Annotated in this window: 19 protein-coding genes; 11 read left to right on the top strand and 8 right to left on the bottom strand. The window is 63.6% G+C overall.

What is annotated here, in order from left to right; translation table 11 throughout:
* Positions 1-124: 124 nt before the first annotated feature.
* Together FJ956_RS16025 and FJ956_RS16020 are read left to right on the top strand one after the other, a co-directional pair.
* Positions 125-571 carry an iron-sulfur cluster assembly scaffold protein gene (locus FJ956_RS16025; protein ID WP_140683680.1) on the top strand — a complete coding sequence of 149 codons (447 nt, stop codon included), beginning with the start codon at positions 125-127 and terminating at the stop codon, positions 569-571.
* Complete coding sequence (locus tag FJ956_RS16020; RefSeq protein ID WP_140683682.1) at positions 568-1,044, top strand: cell envelope integrity protein TolA; 477 nt, start codon at positions 568-570, stop codon at positions 1,042-1,044. Before FJ956_RS16025 ends, FJ956_RS16020 begins: the two co-directional genes overlap by 4 nt.
* A 19-nt stretch (positions 1,045-1,063) precedes the next feature.
* On the opposite strand, the gene FJ956_RS16015 is transcribed toward FJ956_RS16020, so the two are convergent.
* Entirely contained in the window at positions 1,064-1,981 is a 918-nt protein-coding gene (locus FJ956_RS16015; protein ID WP_140683684.1) for a LysR substrate-binding domain-containing protein, read from the bottom strand.
* A gap of 91 nt (positions 1,982-2,072) precedes the next feature.
* Between FJ956_RS16015 and FJ956_RS30505 the strand changes: the two genes are divergently transcribed.
* From FJ956_RS30505 to blaOXA, 3 genes are all read left to right on the top strand, one after another.
* Positions 2,073-2,231: a hypothetical protein gene (locus FJ956_RS30505; protein WP_181170369.1), complete on the top strand. Its 159-nt coding sequence runs from the start codon at positions 2,073-2,075 to the stop codon at positions 2,229-2,231.
* Positions 2,232-2,292: 61 nt separating this feature from the next.
* Positions 2,293-2,667, top strand: a complete 375-nt coding sequence (gene yidD / locus FJ956_RS16010) for a membrane protein insertion efficiency factor YidD (RefSeq protein ID WP_140683686.1) — start codon at positions 2,293-2,295, stop codon at positions 2,665-2,667.
* Between the two features lie 143 nt (positions 2,668-2,810).
* Positions 2,811-3,623 carry a class D beta-lactamase gene (blaOXA, locus tag FJ956_RS16005; RefSeq protein WP_140683688.1) on the top strand — a complete coding sequence of 271 codons (813 nt, stop codon included), beginning with the start codon at positions 2,811-2,813 and terminating at the stop codon, positions 3,621-3,623.
* 6 nt (positions 3,624-3,629) lie between these two features.
* On the opposite strand, the gene FJ956_RS16000 is transcribed toward blaOXA, so the two are convergent.
* Positions 3,630-4,466, bottom strand: coding sequence for an SAM-dependent methyltransferase (locus tag FJ956_RS16000; protein ID WP_140683690.1), 837 nt, complete (start codon positions 4,464-4,466; stop codon positions 3,630-3,632).
* Between the two features lie 226 nt (positions 4,467-4,692).
* Between FJ956_RS16000 and thrS the strand changes: the two genes are divergently transcribed.
* The 3 genes from thrS to FJ956_RS15985 all read left to right on the top strand — a co-directional run bounded on the left by thrS (position 4,693) and on the right by FJ956_RS15985 (position 8,671).
* A complete protein-coding gene (thrS, locus tag FJ956_RS15995) occupies positions 4,693-6,666 on the top strand; it encodes a threonine--tRNA ligase (RefSeq protein ID WP_140683692.1) in 1,974 nt (657 codons plus the stop codon).
* 83 nt (positions 6,667-6,749) lie between these two features.
* A complete protein-coding gene (locus FJ956_RS15990; protein ID WP_140683694.1) occupies positions 6,750-7,691 on the top strand; it encodes a GNAT family N-acetyltransferase in 942 nt (313 codons plus the stop codon).
* Positions 7,692-7,843: 152 nt separating this feature from the next.
* On the top strand, positions 7,844-8,671 hold the full coding sequence (locus tag FJ956_RS15985) for an outer membrane protein (protein ID WP_140683696.1): 828 nt from the start codon (positions 7,844-7,846) through the stop codon (positions 8,669-8,671).
* A gap of 15 nt (positions 8,672-8,686) precedes the next feature.
* On the opposite strand, the gene FJ956_RS15980 is transcribed toward FJ956_RS15985, so the two are convergent.
* Positions 8,687-9,652 (bottom strand): hypothetical protein, encoded by a 966-nt coding sequence (locus FJ956_RS15980; RefSeq protein ID WP_140683698.1) that lies wholly within the window; start codon positions 9,650-9,652, stop codon positions 8,687-8,689.
* A 277-nt stretch (positions 9,653-9,929) separates the two neighbouring features.
* On the opposite strand from FJ956_RS15980, the gene FJ956_RS15975 reads away from it, so the two are divergent.
* Complete coding sequence (locus tag FJ956_RS15975) at positions 9,930-10,514, top strand: nitroreductase (RefSeq protein ID WP_140683700.1); 585 nt, start codon at positions 9,930-9,932, stop codon at positions 10,512-10,514.
* 5 nt (positions 10,515-10,519) lie between these two features.
* Here FJ956_RS15975 and FJ956_RS15970 read toward each other — a convergent pair whose 3' ends face one another.
* Entirely contained in the window at positions 10,520-11,287 is a 768-nt protein-coding gene (locus tag FJ956_RS15970; protein WP_140683702.1) for a TetR/AcrR family transcriptional regulator, read from the bottom strand.
* 142 nt (positions 11,288-11,429) lie between these two features.
* On the opposite strand from FJ956_RS15970, the gene FJ956_RS15965 reads away from it, so the two are divergent.
* Positions 11,430-12,104: an isoprenylcysteine carboxylmethyltransferase family protein gene (locus FJ956_RS15965; RefSeq protein WP_140683704.1), complete on the top strand. Its 675-nt coding sequence runs from the start codon at positions 11,430-11,432 to the stop codon at positions 12,102-12,104.
* 65 nt (positions 12,105-12,169) lie between these two features.
* Here FJ956_RS15965 and FJ956_RS15960 read toward each other — a convergent pair whose 3' ends face one another.
* Together FJ956_RS15960 and FJ956_RS15955 are read right to left on the bottom strand one after the other, a co-directional pair.
* Positions 12,170-13,051: a CoA ester lyase gene (locus FJ956_RS15960; protein ID WP_140683706.1), complete on the bottom strand. Its 882-nt coding sequence runs from the start codon at positions 13,049-13,051 to the stop codon at positions 12,170-12,172.
* Positions 13,051-13,503, bottom strand: coding sequence for a MaoC family dehydratase (locus FJ956_RS15955; RefSeq protein ID WP_140683708.1), 453 nt, complete (start codon positions 13,501-13,503; stop codon positions 13,051-13,053). The genes FJ956_RS15960 and FJ956_RS15955 overlap by 1 nt, the downstream gene beginning before the upstream one ends.
* A 152-nt stretch (positions 13,504-13,655) precedes the next feature.
* On the opposite strand from FJ956_RS15955, the gene FJ956_RS15950 reads away from it, so the two are divergent.
* On the top strand, positions 13,656-14,777 hold the full coding sequence (locus tag FJ956_RS15950) for a DUF2336 domain-containing protein (RefSeq protein ID WP_140683710.1): 1,122 nt from the start codon (positions 13,656-13,658) through the stop codon (positions 14,775-14,777).
* A gap of 25 nt (positions 14,778-14,802) precedes the next feature.
* Here the strand turns inward: FJ956_RS15950 and FJ956_RS15945 are convergent, their stop codons facing one another.
* The gene (locus tag FJ956_RS15945; RefSeq protein WP_140683713.1) at positions 14,803-15,240 is read right to left on the bottom strand and encodes a VOC family protein; all 438 of its coding nucleotides are present in this window, start codon (positions 15,238-15,240) and stop codon (positions 14,803-14,805) included.
* Between the two features lie 42 nt (positions 15,241-15,282).
* Entirely contained in the window at positions 15,283-17,364 is a 2,082-nt protein-coding gene (locus FJ956_RS15940) for an FUSC family protein (protein WP_140683715.1), read from the bottom strand.
* Between the last annotated feature and the right edge of the window lie 9 nt (positions 17,365-17,373).

Genomic DNA, 17,373 nt, shown 5'->3' with positions numbered 1-17,373 from the left:
GACAGCGGCTTGTCGTCGCCTTGTCGATGCCCGACTGCGATTATTATATATGGTTCTGGCGGCGCGAAAGGAAGACGCGAGAGCGGCAAAGCCTGTTCGCTTGGCGGCGACGGATTGGAAAAATATGATCGACGACGTCTACAATGCGAAAATTCTCGGTTTCGCCGGGAACATAGAGCGGATCGGCCGGCTCGACGATGCCGACGCGACAGCCAGGGCGCATTCCAAATTGTGCGGCTCGACCGTTACCGTCGACCTCAAGATGGACGGCGACGTGGTGACCGATTTCGCCCATGACGTGAAGGCCTGCGCGCTCGGCCAGGCCTCGTCGTCTATCATGGCCCGGCATGTGGTCGGCGCCCGCGCCGACGAACTGCGCGCCGTGCGCGAAACCATGCTGAAGATGCTCAAGGAGAACGGCGCGCCGCCGGAAGGCCGTTTCGCCGACCTCAAATATCTGGAGCCGGTGCGCGACTACAAGGCGCGCCATGCCTCGACCATGCTGACCTTCGACGCGGTGGTCGATGCGATCGGCCAGATCGAGAAGAAGCGCGCCGGACAGGCTGCTTGAGCTTGGGAATTCAGCTTTCGCGAGGGGTGGGCGTGCGAGTTCCCGTTTTTGCATTGAGCTTTGCAATTTTACTTGTGTTGAGCGGCGGCGTGAGCCGGGCTGACGTGGCGGTCGAGCGGGATATCGGCGCCTATTTGATGAGGGCTATCCAAGTCTGTTGGATCACGCCGGCCGATACCAGCGGCGTTGCGCGCGTCAAGATCAGCTTGAACAAGGACGGCTCGCTCGCCGGCCCGCCAAAGATACTCAGTCCCGTGACACCATCGCCGGACGAGGTTGCGGAGGCTGCCGTTCGGGCGATCAGGCGTTGCGCGCCATTTTCCGGGCTGGCATCCTACGCAGACCACTACGATCTGTGGCGCGATGTCGTTCTCACATTCAACCCGGCAGAGGACACGTCGGAGAAGCCCTTGGGCATCGATGCCAAGGATCTCGAAAAACTTCTGGAAAAATATCGCAAGAAGCCGGATTAACCGGAGCAGCGCACGCGTTTCAGCTCTTCGCTTCCTGCGCCTGTCTGCTTTCGGCGAATTCGATTCTCACCCAGTCGGCAAAAGCCTTGGCGGGTTCCGGCAGATTCCGCAGGCTCCTGGCCACCAGCCAGTAGGCGCCGGAAGCGACATTGATATCGAACGGCTTGATCAAAGTGCCTGACGCAAGTTCCTCGCCGATCTGCAAGAGATCGCCGAGCGCTACGCCATGGCCGAGCAGCGCAGCCTGTTTCGAAAGCGAGATGTCGGCCAGCATCGGGCCACGCGCGGGCACCGCATCGGCGGGCACGCCGGCTGCCTGGAACCAGCGCGCCCAACCCTGGCGGTTTTCCTCGTGCAGCAGCGTGTAATGGCGAAGGTCGATCGGCTTTTCGAGGGGAGGGCCGGAGGCGAGCAATCCCGGCGACAGAACCGGCGAATCGACAGTCGAGGCCAAGCGCTCGGCCTCGCTGCGCGGCCATGACGTGGCGTGCGCGCTGAAACGCAAGGCGAGTTCCGGCTGATCGCTGCGGAACTCGATCGGCCGTGGATCGACTTCAAGGGACACATCGATATCGGGCCGCAATTGGCGGAAGCGATTGAGCCGCGGCACCAGCCATACGGCGGCAAGCGACGGTTCGACGCTCACACGGACGACGGCCTGCGCCGGCGAGGCCGTGAGCGCGGAAAGCACGCGGTCGATATCGTCGAAGCTTCTGACCAATCGGTCGAGCAGCCTTTGCCCCGCATCGGTCAGTTCGACGCGGCGATGGAGGCGCAGAAACAGTGGTCTTCCAAGGAAGGTTTCGAGCTCGCGGATCTGACGGCTGATCGCGGCCTGCGAGACATAAAGCTCCTCCGCCGCCCGGCTGAAGCTCAAATGCCGGCCGGCCGTCTCAAAACTCCTGAGCGCCGTCAGCGGCAGCCGTCCTCGCTTCATTCGCATAACCTCAAGTTATTCCAAGCGGAAATTATACTCGTTTGAGCAGGAAGACCAGCAGCAGTCTAATCCGTTTCAAAGGAGACCTGCCATGAACGAGTTCCTGGCTATTTTCAGCGACGTGATACGGATAGCGACCTTCCAATGGCACAGCGAAGTCGTGCGCGGCGGCCACCATAACCATCGCGATCTTCCCTCTCACCATCGCCCATGGACCGGCAGCCATCCCATCCGGCGCTCCAGGCCATGAGGGCATTGCGTTTCAGCGCCAGAGCCCACATCTATCGCGCAGTGAAACAGGCTGCGGAGAAATGGGCGACCATTCCGGGCATACACATAGCGTCCGGCCGGTGCAGAGCGGGCGCAACTGGCCGGGGCCATGGCGCAAGACGCCCGGGCGCGTGCTCGGCACGTCGTTCGTGCGCCTTTATCAGCTGACGCTCTCGGGCTTCGTCGGCAACAGCTGCCGGCACCTGCCGACCTGCTCCGAATACGCGCATGAGGCGATAGCTCGCCATGGTCTTTGGGCCGGTGGCTGGATGGGGCTGTTCCGGGTCCTGCGCTGCGGGCCGTTCGGGACGCATGGGATCGACCGCGTGCCGGAGACGCTTGCCCAGCGCTATGCCTGGTTCATGCCCTGGCGCTACTGGCGGATCGGCAAAGGGCACAGCGAGCCCGAAATCTGATTGCTTCGCCGCCACGCACGACCGGTTTTAACGATCCGGTAGGGTTAACGCGAAGCTGCACAAACACTGCGAATTTGAGACAAAATCGAGACAAGTCGCCTCGCTAAGCCGCTCCCGCAATCTCATTCCGGAGTGACTTCGCCATGCGCCAGATGGACCGCTATCCCTTCATTTTCGCCATCGTCCTCTTCCTTCTGGCATGGATGCTGGGCTTGCCGGTGCGGGCGCAATCGGCGCCGCTCGACGATATCCACTGCACGCTGATCCAGGATTCACGGAGCGGCGAAACGCTTTACCAGGACGGCGTCTGCGACAAGCGCGTCAGCCCGGCATCGACGTTCAAGGTGCCGCTCGCGCTGATCGGCTACGATTCCGGCATCCTGAGCGATCAGCATACGCCGAGCTGGGAGTACAAGCCGGAGTTCAAGGCGGCGAAGCGGGACCAAAAGACCGTCGATCCGACGATCTGGGAACGCGACTCAATCGTCTGGTACTCGCGCGAGATCACGCGGCGTCTCGGCGCCGAGAAGTTCGCCTTCTACGTGTCGAAATTCGGTTATGGCAACAAGGACGTCTCGGGCGATGCGGGCAAGGACAATGGGCTGACGCAATCCTGGATCAATTCCTCGCTCGAGATATCGCCGGTCGAGCAGACGGCTTTCCTGCGCCAGCTGCTCGCAGGCAAGATGCCGGTGTCGGCGAAGGCGCATGAGATGACAAGGGCGATCCTGCCGACCTTCGCGGCAGGGGACTGGACCGTGCAAGGCAAGACCGGCAGCACCAGGCTCGGCCACGATGGCAAGCGGTCGCTCGGTTGGTTCGTCGGCTGGGCCGAGAAGAATGGCCGCCGCATCGTCTTTGCCAGGCTGGTCGTCGATGCAAAGCGCACCGACACGCCGAAGGGCCTCGCCACCCGGGCCGCCTTCCTGAAGGACCTGCCGCGACTGGTGAAGTAATCGCGCTCAGACGCTTCGGCGGGCGCGCAGCAGATGCCCACCGGAATTTCGACGGCTGGTGTCCGGGCTCCTTGCAACACGAGCGGCAATATCGCCGTTATCGAGATCCTCGATCTCGTCGAAGCCGAGATCGAGGATCGACTTCGCCAGTTCGTCCGGCACGAAGAAGCTGATCCAAGGTTCGCCGATCGCGGCGACGCGCGCCGTATGGAAGGCAAGCGCCGCCTGTCCGGCGCTATCGCGGTCCTCGGCCGGCTCGCTGTAGTCGAACACGACCTCCGATCCCGGGATGCCGGCGATATAGGACAGCGTGGCGAAAATCGCATCGCGCGTGAGGTAAGGCACGACACCGAGCCACATGAAGAAACCCGGCTCGGCCGTTTTCAGCCCCGCCGCGGCAAGTTCTTCCGCCAGGCGCTGCCGTTCGAAATTGACCGGCACGAAGCTGACGCCCGATGGTTCGGCAAGGCCGGCCTCGGCGATGCGCCGCCGTTTCCAGGCTTGTGTCGCGGGATGATCGACCTCGAACACGGCGAGGTCCGGATAGGGATTGCGCAGCGAAAACGTGTCGAGACCGGCTCCGAGCACGACGAGCTGGCGAACGCCGCGCCGCACTGCCGCCGCCAACCAATCCTCGGCGAGGCGGGCACGCGCCGCCACGAACAGGCGCATGCGACGGCCATGTTCGTCCTCCTGCTGCAGCTCCTGTCCGCCGGGCGCGGCATCGCCCAGGATTGCGCTTGCATAAGGATCGCGAAACAGCGCTGCCTGCGGTGAGAATTGAAGAAGAGCTCTCAGGCGCGCGACGCGCAGGGCGGTTCGGCTGGGAGATGCGTCTTCCATGCGACTATACAAGCTGTGTCGCGCGCTGTTCACAAGCCTTCGCGAGCAGCCTGCGACATCGCTCACGACATTTCCTGACGGCCGCTCTTTACCTCGCGCGACACTGCCTCTAAAACCGCGCCCGCTGCCGGACGCCTCCGGCTAACCCTCTGCATGCCGCGACGCATCCTGCGGCATGCATTTCACCACCCGCGCTCGTTTGCGGGACTGGATAGGAGAACCCCTGATGCCGAATTCCGTTTCCCTGACATTTCCCGATGGTTCCGTCCGCGAGCATGACGCGGCGCTGACCGGCGCGGGTCTTGCCGAATCGATCTCCAAGTCGCTTGCCAAGAAGGCTGTCGCCTATAGCCTCGACGGCACGGTGCGCGATCTTTCCGATCCGCTCGGCACGTCCGGCAAGGTCGAGATCATCACCCGCGAGGATCCGCGCGCGCTGGAGCTCATCCGCCACGACGCGGCGCATGTGCTGGCAGAGGCCGTGCAGGAGCTGTGGCCGGGAACGCAGGTGACGATCGGGCCGGTGATCGAGAATGGGTTCTATTACGACTTCGCGCGCAACGAGCCGTTCACGCCGGACGATTTCCCGGTGATCGAGAAGAAGATGCGCGAGATCATCGCGCGCAACAAGCCGTTCACCAAGGAAGTGTGGTCGCGTGAGAAGGCAAAGAAGGTCTTCGCCGACAAGGGCGAGCGCTACAAGCTCGAGCTGATCGACGCCATTCCGCAAGACCAGGACCTCAAGATCTACGCCCAGGGCGACTGGTTCGACTTGTGCCGCGGTCCGCACATGGCCTCGACCGGGCAGATCGGCAATGCCTTCAAGCTGATGAAGGTGGCGGGCGCCTATTGGCGCGGCGACTCGAACAATCCGATGCTGACGCGCATCTACGGCACCGCCTTTGCCGACCAGGCGCAGCTCGAGGCCTACCAGACGCTGCTGGAAGAGGCGGAGAAGCGCGATCATCGCAAGCTCGGCCGCGAGATGGACCTGTTCCATTTCCAGGAAGAGGGGCCGGGCGTCGTCTTCTGGCACGCCAAGGGCTGGAAGATGGTGCAGAACCTGATCAACTACATGCGCCGCCGCCTCGACGAGCACGGCTATCAGGAGGTCAACGCGCCGCAGGTGCTGGACAAGAGCCTGTGGGAGACGTCGGGCCACTGGGGCTGGTATCGCGATGCGATGTTCAAGGTGACGGTCGCCGGCGACGATACCGACGACGACCGCGTCTTCGCGCTGAAGCCGATGAACTGTCCCGGTCACGTGCAGATCTTCAAGCATGGGTTGAAGTCTTACCGCGAACTGCCCGTCAAGCTTGCGGAGTTCGGCAATGTGCATCGCTACGAGCCGTCGGGCGCGTTGCACGGGCTGATGCGCGTACGCGGCTTCACCCAGGACGACGCGCACATCTTCTGCACCGAAGAGCAGCTCGCTGCCGAATGCCTGCGCATCAACGACCTGATCCTGTCGACCTATGCCGATTTCGGCTTCGACGAGGTCAGCGTGAAGCTGTCGACGCGGCCGGACAAGCGCGTCGGCACCGACGAGGCCTGGGACCATGCCGAGGCGATCATGAGCAACGTGCTGGAGACGATCCGCACGCGCTCGGGCAACCGCATCAAGACCTCGATCAATCCGGGCGAGGGGGCTTTCTACGGGCCGAAGTTCGAATATGTGCTGAAGGACGCCATCGGCCGCGAATGGCAATGCGGCACCACGCAGGTCGACTTCAACCTGCCGGAGCGCTTCGGCGCCTTCTATATCGGCTCGGATTCGGAGAAGAAGCAGCCGGTGATGGTGCATCGCGCGGTCTGCGGCTCGATGGAGCGGTTCCTCGGCATCCTGATCGAGAACTATTCCGGCCATTTCCCGCTGTGGTTCGCGCCGCTGCAGGTGGTGGTGGCGACGATCACCTCGGATGCGGACCAATACGCCATCAAGGTCGTCGAACGGCTGAAGGCGGCGGGGTTGTTGGCCGAAGCCGACCTGCGCAACGAGAAGATCAACTACAAGGTGCGCGAGCATTCCCTGGCCAAGGTGCCGGTCATCCTCGTCTGCGGCAAGCGCGAGGCGGAAGAGGAAACCGTCAATGTCCGCCGGCTGGGCTCCCGCGACCAGGAATCGCTGAAGCTCGACGACGCGGTGAAGCAGCTTTCCGACGAGGCGGTCTCGCCCGACCGCAAGCGTCGCGCAGCCTGACTTACCGGCACTTCCTAGAATGGCGGTGGCGTCTCCACCGCCATTTTCATATGCCTGTCACGCCAGCCTTGTAACGAGCCGCCATGCTCAAGTTGAAACTGCGGGAAAGACGGTTTCCCGAGCTCTCCTACGCCAACCCGCATCAACCGGTGCTGACGCGCTGGTTCATCCATTCTGTCGAGGGCCTATCGGGTCGCAACCGCTTTGCCGTGCTCTATGACTTCTGGCGCCGCCAGGTGGTTCCCACCGGCGACCGGGTGTTCACGCGCATGCTGGAGCTGATCGACGTCAAGGTGCGCAACGCCGTGCAGTGGCCGCCGGCGGCGCTGCCCGATACGCCGCTGGTCATCGTTGCCAACCACCCCTTCGGCATCGGCGACGGCATTGCCGTGCTTTCGCTCGTCGAGCAGTTGGGCCGCCCGTTCCGGGTCATGATCCATAAGGACCTGCTCAGGATCCGCGAGATGGAGCCCTATTCGCTGCCGATCGATTTTTCCGAGACCAAGGAAGCGCTGAAGAACAATATGGCGGTGCGCCATGAGGCCGTGAGGCTGTTGAAGGAAGGTGTCACCATCGTGATCTTCCCCGCTGGCGGTGTCGCCACGGCGCCCAAGGTCTTCGGCCGCGCCATCGACCTGCCATGGAAGATGTTTCCGGCCAAGCTGGTTCAGGAGGCCAAGGCCTCTGTCATCCCGATGCACTTTTCCGGCCAGAACGGCCGCCTGTTCCACCTCGTCAGCGGTCCGATGAACATGGCCGAGCGCGACAACCGCGTGGCCAAGTTCATCGGCAAGGCATCGTTGACGCTGCGTCTTTCCCTGCTCATCCGCGAGTTCGCCCGCCTGTCAGGCAGGACAATCGAGGTGCGGATAGGCGACGTGCTGAGATGGACCGACCTCGAGCCGCTGCGCGAGCGCAAGGCGCTGCTCGATCGTCTCTACCGCTCGGTCTTCGACCTGGCGACGCCGGCCGCGCAACGTGGACGTGTGCCGTTCCTGCCGAAGCGGATGCGCAAGGCCGCCTGACGGACAAGCTGCCGTCTTGGCGACATAGTCACCCTTGATAGCCTTATTTTAGCTGCTGCTTGAATAATTTATAGATATTCATACTGTGGCTCAATAGCCACAGTCACAAATTGCACGGTTTGCTATCAAAGGCTGGGTGGGGAACTGAGCCGATGAATATCGCCAACACTATTGTATTGACGGGACTGGTCCTGGGTGTCGCAGGAGTTGGTATCAACTCCGCAATGGCCGGCGATGCGGCCCCCTCCTGGAGTGGCGCCTATATCGGCGCCAATATCGGCTATGGCTGGGACACGGGCAACGCTGATCTATTGTTGAAGCCAGGGCCTGAACACGCACCGCCTGATTTTCCTATTGAAGATATTCAGGCAATTGTAGACGCCCTCAACGATGTCGGTGCGTTTCCAACGTCGATGTCGCCCTCCGCGCGCGGGATAGTTGGAGGTGGACAGGTTGGATATAATTGGCAGTTGCCTTCGAACTGGGTCGTCGGCGTAGAGGCGGATCTTCAGGCGTCAGGGATTAAGGGCTCGGAGACGCAAAGGCTGAGCCCCCAGTTTTTTGACAAGACAGTTACGACTGTCAGCAAAAATGTGGACTGGTATGGCACTGCGCGGGTGCGGGCAGGCTATCTCGTCAGTCCGCAATGGCTGGTCTACGCGACTGGCGGTTTGGCCTATGGCAAGGCCGTTATCGGTTTCAGCACGGCCAATTTCCCTGAAATCCCCGTGCCGAATCCCTGCTCCGAAGTTGATATTTGTGCAAACACTTCGTCCGACAGCGTACGCTTGGGCTGGGCGTTGGGAGCGGGTATCGAGACGATGCTGGCGCCGAACTGGAGCTTGAAGGCCGAATATCTCTATGTCGATCTAGGGAAGAAATCCTTCACCGCTCAGGCGACTGCTCCGATGGATTTCAACGTTTCGGCCAAGTTCCACGAGCAGACCGTGCGCATCGGCCTGAACTACCACTTCGAATAGGCTTGGACGGTATCGTCAGTCCGCGCCTTCTTCCGGATCGATCGCCGAAGACTCATTGGCCACGACCTCGATTTCCTGGTTCTGCCCCGCAACCACCGTGAAATCCTTCTGGTAGATGCGGTCGCGGTTCTTGGCGATGATGGTGTACTGGCCCTCGGCCAGCACCATCGAGGCGAAGGCGCCGACCGCTTCCTTGATGGGATCGCCGCTCTCGTTGAGCAGCGACCAGGACGTGTCGGCGATGGCTTCGCCGCCAGGCTCGCGCACCAGCTTCATCGTCATTTCGGCGGCGCGGTGCTCGACTGTCGCTTCCGTCAGCTTGCCGGCCTCGACACGGATGTCGGAGCGGATCACCGCGTTGACCGCGCCATAGGTGGAGACGATGTGGTAGGTGCCGGCGTTCAGCCGCACCACGGTGTTGGGTGCGACTTCGGGGGCGATCAGCGCCCGGTCGCCATTGGCCGCGGCCTGGCCTTCATAGATCGAGAAGCGCAGTTTCTTCGACGGAATGGGCGCGCCGCCTGACGTCACCGCGTCGAGCTTCAGGCCGCCGGCGTCGAGCACGAGGCTTTCGCGCCGGGCTTCCTTGCCGACGGTGATGCGCTTGGTGGCGCCGGCGCGTCCGTATGAGGCATGGACGAGATAGCTGCCGGGTTCGAGCTGGAACACGGCCGCGCCGCCATGCGCGGATGCCACCATCGGCAGCTTGCCGTCGCTGGCAGGCTGCGGCTTGAAGACCCGCCAGACGATGCCGCGGGTGATGTCGGCGCCCTTGTCGGTCAACTGCGCCGACAGCGTGATGGCGCCGCCATTGCCGAGCACCAGCGGCGCCCCGGTCTTCGGCGACGCGTAGCTTGAAATGCCTGGAAGCTTGATGTCGCCGACATCGTTGGCGTTCTGGGCGAGCGCGAAGGAAACCGGCACCGCGAACAACGCAGCGACGAGTGCGATCACGAAAAGGCGCAGGGTCCCCTCAAACATGCCTTGCGTTGAAGCCCAAGGCGGTGGCAATTTCAAGGCCTAGAGCCGGATGATTTCAGGTCGAATTGACCTGAAATCTGAATCCGGCTCTAAGTCAAAGAAGTAGAGCATGATGTCGTCCGAAAACCGCTTCACACTTTTCGGCATCATGCTCTAGAAGCGCGCCGCCCTGCGCGGCGGCTGCTTATCCGGCGCAAAACGCCACCGCCCGAGCCGCCCGACCTCCCGATGGCGTGCTTCAGCTCAAAATTGAATGCTTTCCAGGAGACTTGCGCCCATGGCGTCGCCGATCATCGACTTCCTGCTCACCCGCAATTCCGCGCCGATCCCCGACCTCAAGGAGCCGGCGCCGAGCGACGCCGAGATCGCGACGATGATCGCTGCGGCCTCGCGCGTGCCCGACCATGGCAGGCTCGAGCCCTGGCGTTTCATCCTCTATCGCGGCGAGGCGCGGGTCGAGATCGGCAGGAAGCTGGCGGCGCTTGCCGAACAGCGCGAGGGGCTGTTGCCGGAAGGCCGGCGCAACCAGGAGCTGGCGCGCTTCTCGCGCGCGCCGCTGGTGATCGGCGTCGTGTCGGTGCCGAAGGAGAACCCGAAGATCCCGCAATGGGAGATGTTTCTGTCAGGTGGCATGGCGGCCATGAACCTGATGATCGCGGCCAACGCGTTGGGCTATGGCACCAACATGATCAGCAACTGGTATTCCGATGTGGCCGAGGGCAGGGCGATCCTCGGGCTGTCGCCGCAGGAGCGCGTCATCGGCTTCGTCCATATCGGCTCCTATCAGGGGCCGGCGCCGGAACGGCCGCGGCCAGATCTGGCGAGGCTTTATGTCGATTACGCGGGTCCCTGGGCAGGGTGAACGGTCTATGGGCGCCGCAAAGGGGCGCGGCCTGGCTCACGATTCTTCGAAGGCGGAGCGTCCGCGCCGACGGAAGGATTGGAGCGGCGCGCTGTCATGACGGCGCGCACGTAGCCGGGCTCGCCGATGCGTATGCTGCCGTCGGGGAGCCCCAGAATGCGGTCGAGCGCGATCTCGTAGAGCCTCACGCGCCTTTCCAGGGTTTCGATCGCAATGTCCATATCGGCATCGCTGCCGCCGGCGAATGCCTTGGCGATCACATCATGCGTGGCCATGCCGAACTGCATGACGATGTCGGCGACGCCTTCCGGATCGAAGGTGCAGAAGGTTCCGTCCGCCACACCTTGCCTGATGATTTCGACCAGCAAGGGCGAAAAGGCCGCGCTGGCCGCCAGGTTGATGCGGTGGAACAGCACCAGGTTCTCCGGCCGGAACATCGTCTCGAACAGCGCCCAGGCTTCCGCCGCGGTCTCGACCTTGGCCTGCCGTGACTTCGCGAGCAGGGCGTTGAGGCGTCCAAGCGGATCGAGCGCCGGATCGCCGAGCACATCCTGAACGCCGGCCAGCGCCTGTCTGGCGAAGCGCTCGGCGAGCGACTCCAGCAGGGCCTCCTTGGAGGCGAAGTAGTGATAGAAGGCGCCCTTCGAGATGCCGGCGGCCGCGATGACGTCGTTGAGGCTTGCCTTGTCGTAGCCATGCGTCAGGAACAGCGCCTGGGCGTGGTTCAGCAGCTCTTCTCGTCTGAGCTCCGGATGCTTGATGACACGTGGCATGACGAAACCTTGTGCACGCGGCAGCCGTTCCCGTCCAGAGCGCCGGACGTGCCTTGAGAAATAGACTGATGGTCGGTATAATAGACCATCGGTCGGATTCGGCCAAATTGCGGGTTGGGCGAAACTTCGCGGAAGGTTGGTCATGATCTCGAGATTGGTTCTCCAGACATTCGTGTGGTTCGGCCTGATGGCGGCCTTGCTCTTTGTGTCGGCCGGCACGCTGCACTGGACCGGAGCCTGGGTGTATGTAGTCGTGATGGTCGGGCTGAGCCTTACCATGGGCGTCGCGCTCGCACGGCGCGATCCAGGCCTGATGAATGAGCGCCTCCGCCCGCCGATCCAGAAGACCCAGACCGCGGCCGACAAGATATTGCTGAGCATATTGCTGCTCGGCATCTTCGCCTGGCTAGCTCTGATGGGACTCGACTTCCGTTTCGGCTGGTCGCCAGTTCCCGTCTGGGTGCAGGCGATCGGCGTGCTGGTCCTGCTTATCGGGATATGGGTCTGCTATCTGACGATGCTGGAAAACAGCTTCGCCGCGCCTGTCGTGAAGATCCAGGACGAGCGCGGACAGAGGGTGATTACCACCGGTCCATACAGTTACGTCCGCCACCCTATGTATGCGGGGGCCATACTCTATTTCGCCGGCACGGCGCTGCTGCTTGGTTCCTGGTGGGGGCTGGCATCGGTCCTCGCCTTCATCGTCCTGCTCGCCATCCGCACCTTCATCGAGGAAAAGACCTTGCGGACCGGCCTGCGGGGCTATGACGATTACGCCGCGCGTGTTCGCTACAAACTGATCCCGATGGTCTGGTAGCGGTCAGGCGGAGCTGCCTGCCGCCCTAGAGCCTTGTTTTTACGCAATTCCGGACGGGAAACCGCTCACACTTTTCCTGGAATTGGTCTAGCGCGAGCGAGCAAACGTTCGGCCAGCCGCAGATGCGGCCGGTCGTACATCTTGCCGTCGATGCCGACGACGCCCGGGTTTCCCGCCGCCGCGAAGGCGTCGACGATCGCCTGCGATCGCCCGACCGCCTCGGCGGATGGCGTGAAGGCGGCGTTGATGACCGGCACCTGCGCCGGATGGATCGCCATCTTGCCGGTGAAGCCGTCGCGCTCGGCCTCGCGGCATTCCTCCTCGAAGGCCGCCATGTCGCGGAAATCAGGAAAGACAGTGTCGATGGCGGCGACTTCGGCCGCGCCCGCCGCCAGAATGGTCATGGTGCGCGCCAGGCGAAACAGGTCGGTGTAGCGGCCGCTCTCGTCGCGGGTCGAGCGCGCTCCGACCGCCGCCGACAAATCCTCCGCGCCCCAGGTCAGGCCGGCAAGCCGCGCGCTCGTTCCGGCATAGCTTGCCGCCGCCAGCACGCCCGCCGCGGTCTCAGTGATGATCGGCAGGATTCTTATGGCGCCGTCCGGCAGCCCGTTTTCGGCCTCGTGCACCCGGAGCTTCGCCGCCAGCTGCTGGACGTCCCGCCCGCTGTTCGACTTGGGCAGCATGATGCCGTCGGGCTTCGCGGGGACGAGTGCCGCGAGGTCGGCGTCGGTGAGGCCGGTCGACAGGTCGTTGACCCGCACATAGATGGCGGAGCTGGTCTGCTGCTTTTGGCCGGAGATGAAGCGCGCTGCAACGTCGCGCGCAGCGACCTTGTTCGCGGCGGCGACGGAATCCTCGAGATCGACGATGACCACGTCGGCGCCGGCGTCAAAACCTTTTTCCAGCTTCCGCTCCGAGTCGCCGGGTACGAAGAGCAGCGAGCGCATCAGGCCGCCTTCTTCAGCATCATCGCCTGCCTTGTGCATTTGGCGACGAGAACGGCATTTTGATTGTAGGCGCGATGCTCGAACTCGACGATGCCGCGGTCGGGCTTCGACTTGGAGCCGCGCACGGAGACGACCGTCGTCTCGACCCGGATGGTGTCGCCGTGAAAGACGGGATGCGGGAACACCGTCTCCTTCATGCCGAGATTGGCGACAGTGGTGCCGACGGTGATGTCGTTCACCGAAATGCCGATCATCAGGCCGAGCGTGAACAGCGAGTTCACCAGCGGCTTGCCCCATTCGGTCTTTGCGGCGAAGTCGAAATCGATGTGCAGGGGCTGCGGGTTCAGCGTCATCACCGAAAACAGCATGTTGTCGCTCTCGGTCACTGTCTTGCGCAGCGTGTGGTGGAAAACGTGGCCGACGACAAACTCTTCCAGATAAAGCCCGGCCATGGTTCGATCTCCTCCAATGCACCTGCTTGATAGGCGTTGGCCGCGCCTCCATCAAGCCGGTTAAGAAACATGGTGAACCGTTCGTAAACCATTTCCAGCCTACCGTTGACAACGGGGCCGGGAACATTCCGGCATGGGCGTAGCTGGTCGGTATGATTGTTTCGCACTTTCTAAAATGGATTGATACGGCAAGGGTTTCCGAGCGAGCCGCCGCCGCGAGCGCGCTGGCGCGTGCCTATATCAATTCCGATCTGCCGTTCGAGGATCGCTGCGCCGCCGAGGCGGCGCTGACGCTGCTTCTGGACGACGCTTCCTCCAAGGTGCGGCTGGCGCTCGCCGAGGCGCTGTCGATGAGCCATCACGCGCCGCCGCAGGTGATCAGCGCGCTGGCCGCCGACCAGCCGGAAGTCGCGGCGCTGGTTCTGGCGCGTTCGCCGCTGCTTACCGATGCCGATCTGGTCGAGCGCGTCGCCTGCGGCCAGAAGGCGACGCAGAAGCTGATCGCCAACCGTCCGGTCGTCTCGATGTCGCTGGCGGCGGCGATCGCCGAGATCGGCGAGCCGGAAGCCTGCGCCGCGCTGGTCGGCAACAGCGGCGCCGAGATTGCTTCGCTGAGCTTCCGCCGCATGGCCGAGCGGCACGGCCACCTGCCGCTGGTGCGCGAGGCGCTGATTGCCGATCAACGCCTGCCCGCCGATTGCCGGCACATGCTGCTGGTCAAGCTCGGCGAGACCCTGAAAGGTTCGCCACTGGTGCTGGCGATGATGGGTGCGGCGCGCGCCGATCGCGTGATGCGCGACGCCTGCGTGAAAGCCTCGGTCACGCTGATCGAGGGAACGCGCCTGGAAGAGCATGCCGCGTTGATCGAGCATCTGAGGCTGCGCGGCGACCTCACGGCAAGCTTCATCATCCGCACCATCGCGCATGGCAAGGTGGACTTCTTCGGCTCGATGCTGGTGGCTTTGGCCCAACAGTCCGAGCAGCGGGTTACAGCACTTCTCGCCGGCGGGCACGACGTTGCCCTGCAGGCGCTATTCCGCAGCGCCGGACTTGCGCCGGTGACGCATGCCATCATCCTGCGCGCGCTGAAAGTCTGGCGCGAGGTAGCCAACGGCCGGCGTGTCGCCGGCGTGCAGGAAGTGAGCTGGCTGATGTTGAAGGAACTCGGCGGCCAATCCGCCGAGGGCGATCTTGCCGGGCTGGTGAAGTCTATCCATCTCGATGCCTTGCGGGAAAATGCGCGCGGGCACGCGCTGGCCATCGCCGCGGCCTAAATTAGGGCACGTCTATATTCAGGCCTCAGCTGAGTTCTTGGGCGAGGCCGATGAGAAGCCCTTCAGGCCCGCGGATGTAGCAGAGCCGATACGCGTCCTTATACTGGACCACTTCGCCTACGAGCTCGGCGCCGCGCTTGCGGAGTCTCTCAAGCGTCTCGTCGACGTCGTCCACGGCGAACATGACGCGCAGATAGCCCAGGGCGTTCACCGGGGCATTGCGGTGATCCGCCACGATACGTGGCCTGAGGAAGCGGGAAAGCTCGAGCCGGCTGTGACCGTCCGGCGTGCGCATCATCGCAATCTCGACGTGCTGATCGCCGAGCCCAGTGACACGTCCGGCCCATTCTCCTTCGATCGTGGCTCGCCCTTCGAGTTCAAAGCCGAGCTCGCGAAAGAAATCAATCGTCCCGTCGAGGTCCTCGACGACGATTCCCATGTTGTCCATCCGTTTGAGCGCCATGTGTCCAACCTTTGACCTGAAACGCGGCACGCCCCGAATTGTTCAAGCGCGACCCTTCGCAAAGAAATCCGGATAATCCTCCGTCGCCGCGGCGATGATGCGCAGCGAGGCGGCGATCTGCAGCATTTCGAGCCGATCGCTGCGTTGGGCGATGCTGGCCGCATATTGCCTCGCCACCGCGACGGTCGCGGTCTGCGGCTCGCCCGGCCGCCTAAACAGCAATTCGCGCGCCAGGCCGCGCAGGAAATTGCCGATGGACTCGACTGTTTCGTGCGGGACGGCGGAGTTCAGTTGCGCGTGGCGCAGCCGCAGCACCTCCAGCCCGACGGTTACGGCCGAAATGCTTCCGCCAAGAATGGGATCACCCTTGCGGCCCGTCTGCTGCACCTGCGGCATCAACTGGTTGATCCGGTCATACGCGAGGCTTTCGAAGGCCGAGCGCCGGGGAATGCGCTCATGCAGGCAAAGCCGCGCCAGGTCCTCGCGCATCGCCTGCGAGATGCGCTCCACGGTGACCCAGGGGTCGGCGGGCAGCACGACGATGAAGACGCCGATGGCAATCAGGATGCCGACCAGGATCGACGCCGAGCCGGCGAAGAACGGCCCGGGATCGTAGATCATCTGCTGATGCGGGCTGAGGAAGGCGAGGAAGTTGATGGCGAAGGCGGTGGCGACGCCGACATGGCGGGGATTTGCCATGCCGAGCGCCGCGGGCACCAGGATCGGCACGACGAAGAGCGTAAACCAACCGAAGCCCGGCAGCGCCGGCAGCGCGACCTGGCCGACCAGAAAGGCAAAAGGCAGCGCGATCAGCGTTCCGGTGAAGAAACCCCAGGCGGACTGCACCGGATCCGGGCGCGCCGCGAACAGGCTGGAGACGACGGCGACGAGGATGACGGTGCCGGCTGCTTCCGACCATTTGGTCGTCAGCCAGAAGATCGCCACGAGCAAAGTCGCGAGCGCCGCGCGCACGGCGTTGCGCCACGCGGCCTGGTAGTCGCGGTGGACGACCAGCGCCGGCTGGCCCCGCTCGCTCGATTTCCGCGAGACGGGCGAGCGAAGCGCGTCAAGACCGCGCATCACCTGCTTCAGCGCCTCGGCGAAATCGCCGGCAATGGTCAGGCGGGTGATGGTGCCGACCTTGTCTTCGGCAGTATCGTTGGAGCCGTTATCGTTGGGCAGGTCGGGCATCTCCCTGGCCTTGCTTGCGATTGCATCGAGCCGCGCCACCCAGGGGCCGGTGTCGTCGAGCGCGCCGGGCGTCGCCGCCAGTTCGCCGACGAAGGCTTTCAATTCGCTGCGCATGGGAATGAGCGCCGCATTCTTCGGCCTGCGGTGGCTGTGCAATGCGCGCGCCGCCGAAAGCGCCCACAGAAGCTGACCGATCGTGCGCCGCACCGGGTGGGCGCGGGTGGCGAAGCTCGGCGCCTCTAGGCGCGCATAGGTGCGCATCTCGGCAAGCGTCTGGGCATCGGTGATCAGCTTGCGCTGGAGCGCGGAGAGGCTTGCCGGATCGCCGTTGGAAAAGGCGCCGCCGGCATATTCGGCGAGGTCGAGGATGCTGCGCTTCAACCTGGAAATGATGGCGTCGGCCGCGAGCTTCGGCAGGATCAGCCGGCTGGTGACGCCGGCGCAGACGATGCCGAGCACGATCTCCGCGCAGCGCGCGATCGCCAGGTCGACGACGATATGCGGCTGTCCGAGGGCCGGCAGGCTGATGATCATCGCGGTATAACCGGCAAGCGCGGCGCCATAGGCTTCCGGGTTGCGCAATAGCGACGAGATCAGCGTGCAGACGCCGATCCAGAGCGCCAGCACGCTCACCAGCAGCCAGGGATTGGCGCCGAACAGCGATGTGATGCCGACGGCCGCCAGGCCGCCGGCCAGCGTGCCGAGCAGCCGGTAGAAGCCTTTCGCCAGCACCATGCCGGCGACCGGCTGCGCGACGATGAACACCGTCATCATCGCCCATTGCGGATGGTCGAGCTTCAGCGCGTAGGCGACAAGCAGCGCGATCAGTCCGGCCGAAACCGTGCGCAGGGCAAAAATCCAGTCCGAACGGGTCGGCTGCGTCAAACCGCTTAAGGGCGTCTCGACAAGCTCTTTCAACCGCGTCCAGGTCACATCGGTTCT

The organism is Mesorhizobium sp. B2-4-3, from assembly GCF_006442815.1.
In the GTDB taxonomy this organism is placed as follows: domain Bacteria; phylum Pseudomonadota; class Alphaproteobacteria; order Rhizobiales; family Rhizobiaceae; genus Mesorhizobium.
The sequence above is the reverse complement of the archived record's forward strand: the minus strand, read 5'-3'. Positions and strand labels throughout refer to the sequence as shown.

Coding starts and splice junctions, on each gene's coding strand:
- FJ956_RS15960 (WP_140683706.1), bottom strand. CDS start 13,051: ATGCGCTCGCTGCTCTTCGTACCCGGCGACTCGGAGCGGAAGCTGGAA.
- FJ956_RS15955 (WP_140683708.1), bottom strand. CDS start 13,503: ATGGCCGGGCTTTATCTGGAAGAGTTTGTCGTCGGCCACGTTTTCCAC.
- blaOXA (WP_140683688.1), top strand. CDS start 2,811: ATGCGCCAGATGGACCGCTATCCCTTCATTTTCGCCATCGTCCTCTTC.
- FJ956_RS16000 (WP_140683690.1), bottom strand. CDS start 4,466: ATGGAAGACGCATCTCCCAGCCGAACCGCCCTGCGCGTCGCGCGCCTG.
- FJ956_RS16025 (WP_140683680.1), top strand. CDS start 125: ATGATCGACGACGTCTACAATGCGAAAATTCTCGGTTTCGCCGGGAAC.
- FJ956_RS15985 (WP_140683696.1), top strand. CDS start 7,844: ATGAATATCGCCAACACTATTGTATTGACGGGACTGGTCCTGGGTGTC.
- thrS (WP_140683692.1), top strand. CDS start 4,693: ATGCCGAATTCCGTTTCCCTGACATTTCCCGATGGTTCCGTCCGCGAG.
- FJ956_RS15950 (WP_140683710.1), top strand. CDS start 13,656: ATGATTGTTTCGCACTTTCTAAAATGGATTGATACGGCAAGGGTTTCC.
- FJ956_RS15945 (WP_140683713.1), bottom strand. CDS start 15,240: ATGGCGCTCAAACGGATGGACAACATGGGAATCGTCGTCGAGGACCTC.
- FJ956_RS15975 (WP_140683700.1), top strand. CDS start 9,930: ATGGCGTCGCCGATCATCGACTTCCTGCTCACCCGCAATTCCGCGCCG.
- FJ956_RS30505 (WP_181170369.1), top strand. CDS start 2,073: ATGAACGAGTTCCTGGCTATTTTCAGCGACGTGATACGGATAGCGACC.
- FJ956_RS15990 (WP_140683694.1), top strand. CDS start 6,750: ATGCTCAAGTTGAAACTGCGGGAAAGACGGTTTCCCGAGCTCTCCTAC.
- FJ956_RS15970 (WP_140683702.1), bottom strand. CDS start 11,287: ATGCCACGTGTCATCAAGCATCCGGAGCTCAGACGAGAAGAGCTGCTG.
- FJ956_RS15965 (WP_140683704.1), top strand. CDS start 11,430: ATGATCTCGAGATTGGTTCTCCAGACATTCGTGTGGTTCGGCCTGATG.
- FJ956_RS16015 (WP_140683684.1), bottom strand. CDS start 1,981: ATGAAGCGAGGACGGCTGCCGCTGACGGCGCTCAGGAGTTTTGAGACG.
- FJ956_RS15980 (WP_140683698.1), bottom strand. CDS start 9,652: ATGTTTGAGGGGACCCTGCGCCTTTTCGTGATCGCACTCGTCGCTGCG.
- yidD (WP_140683686.1), top strand. CDS start 2,293: ATGGGCGACCATTCCGGGCATACACATAGCGTCCGGCCGGTGCAGAGC.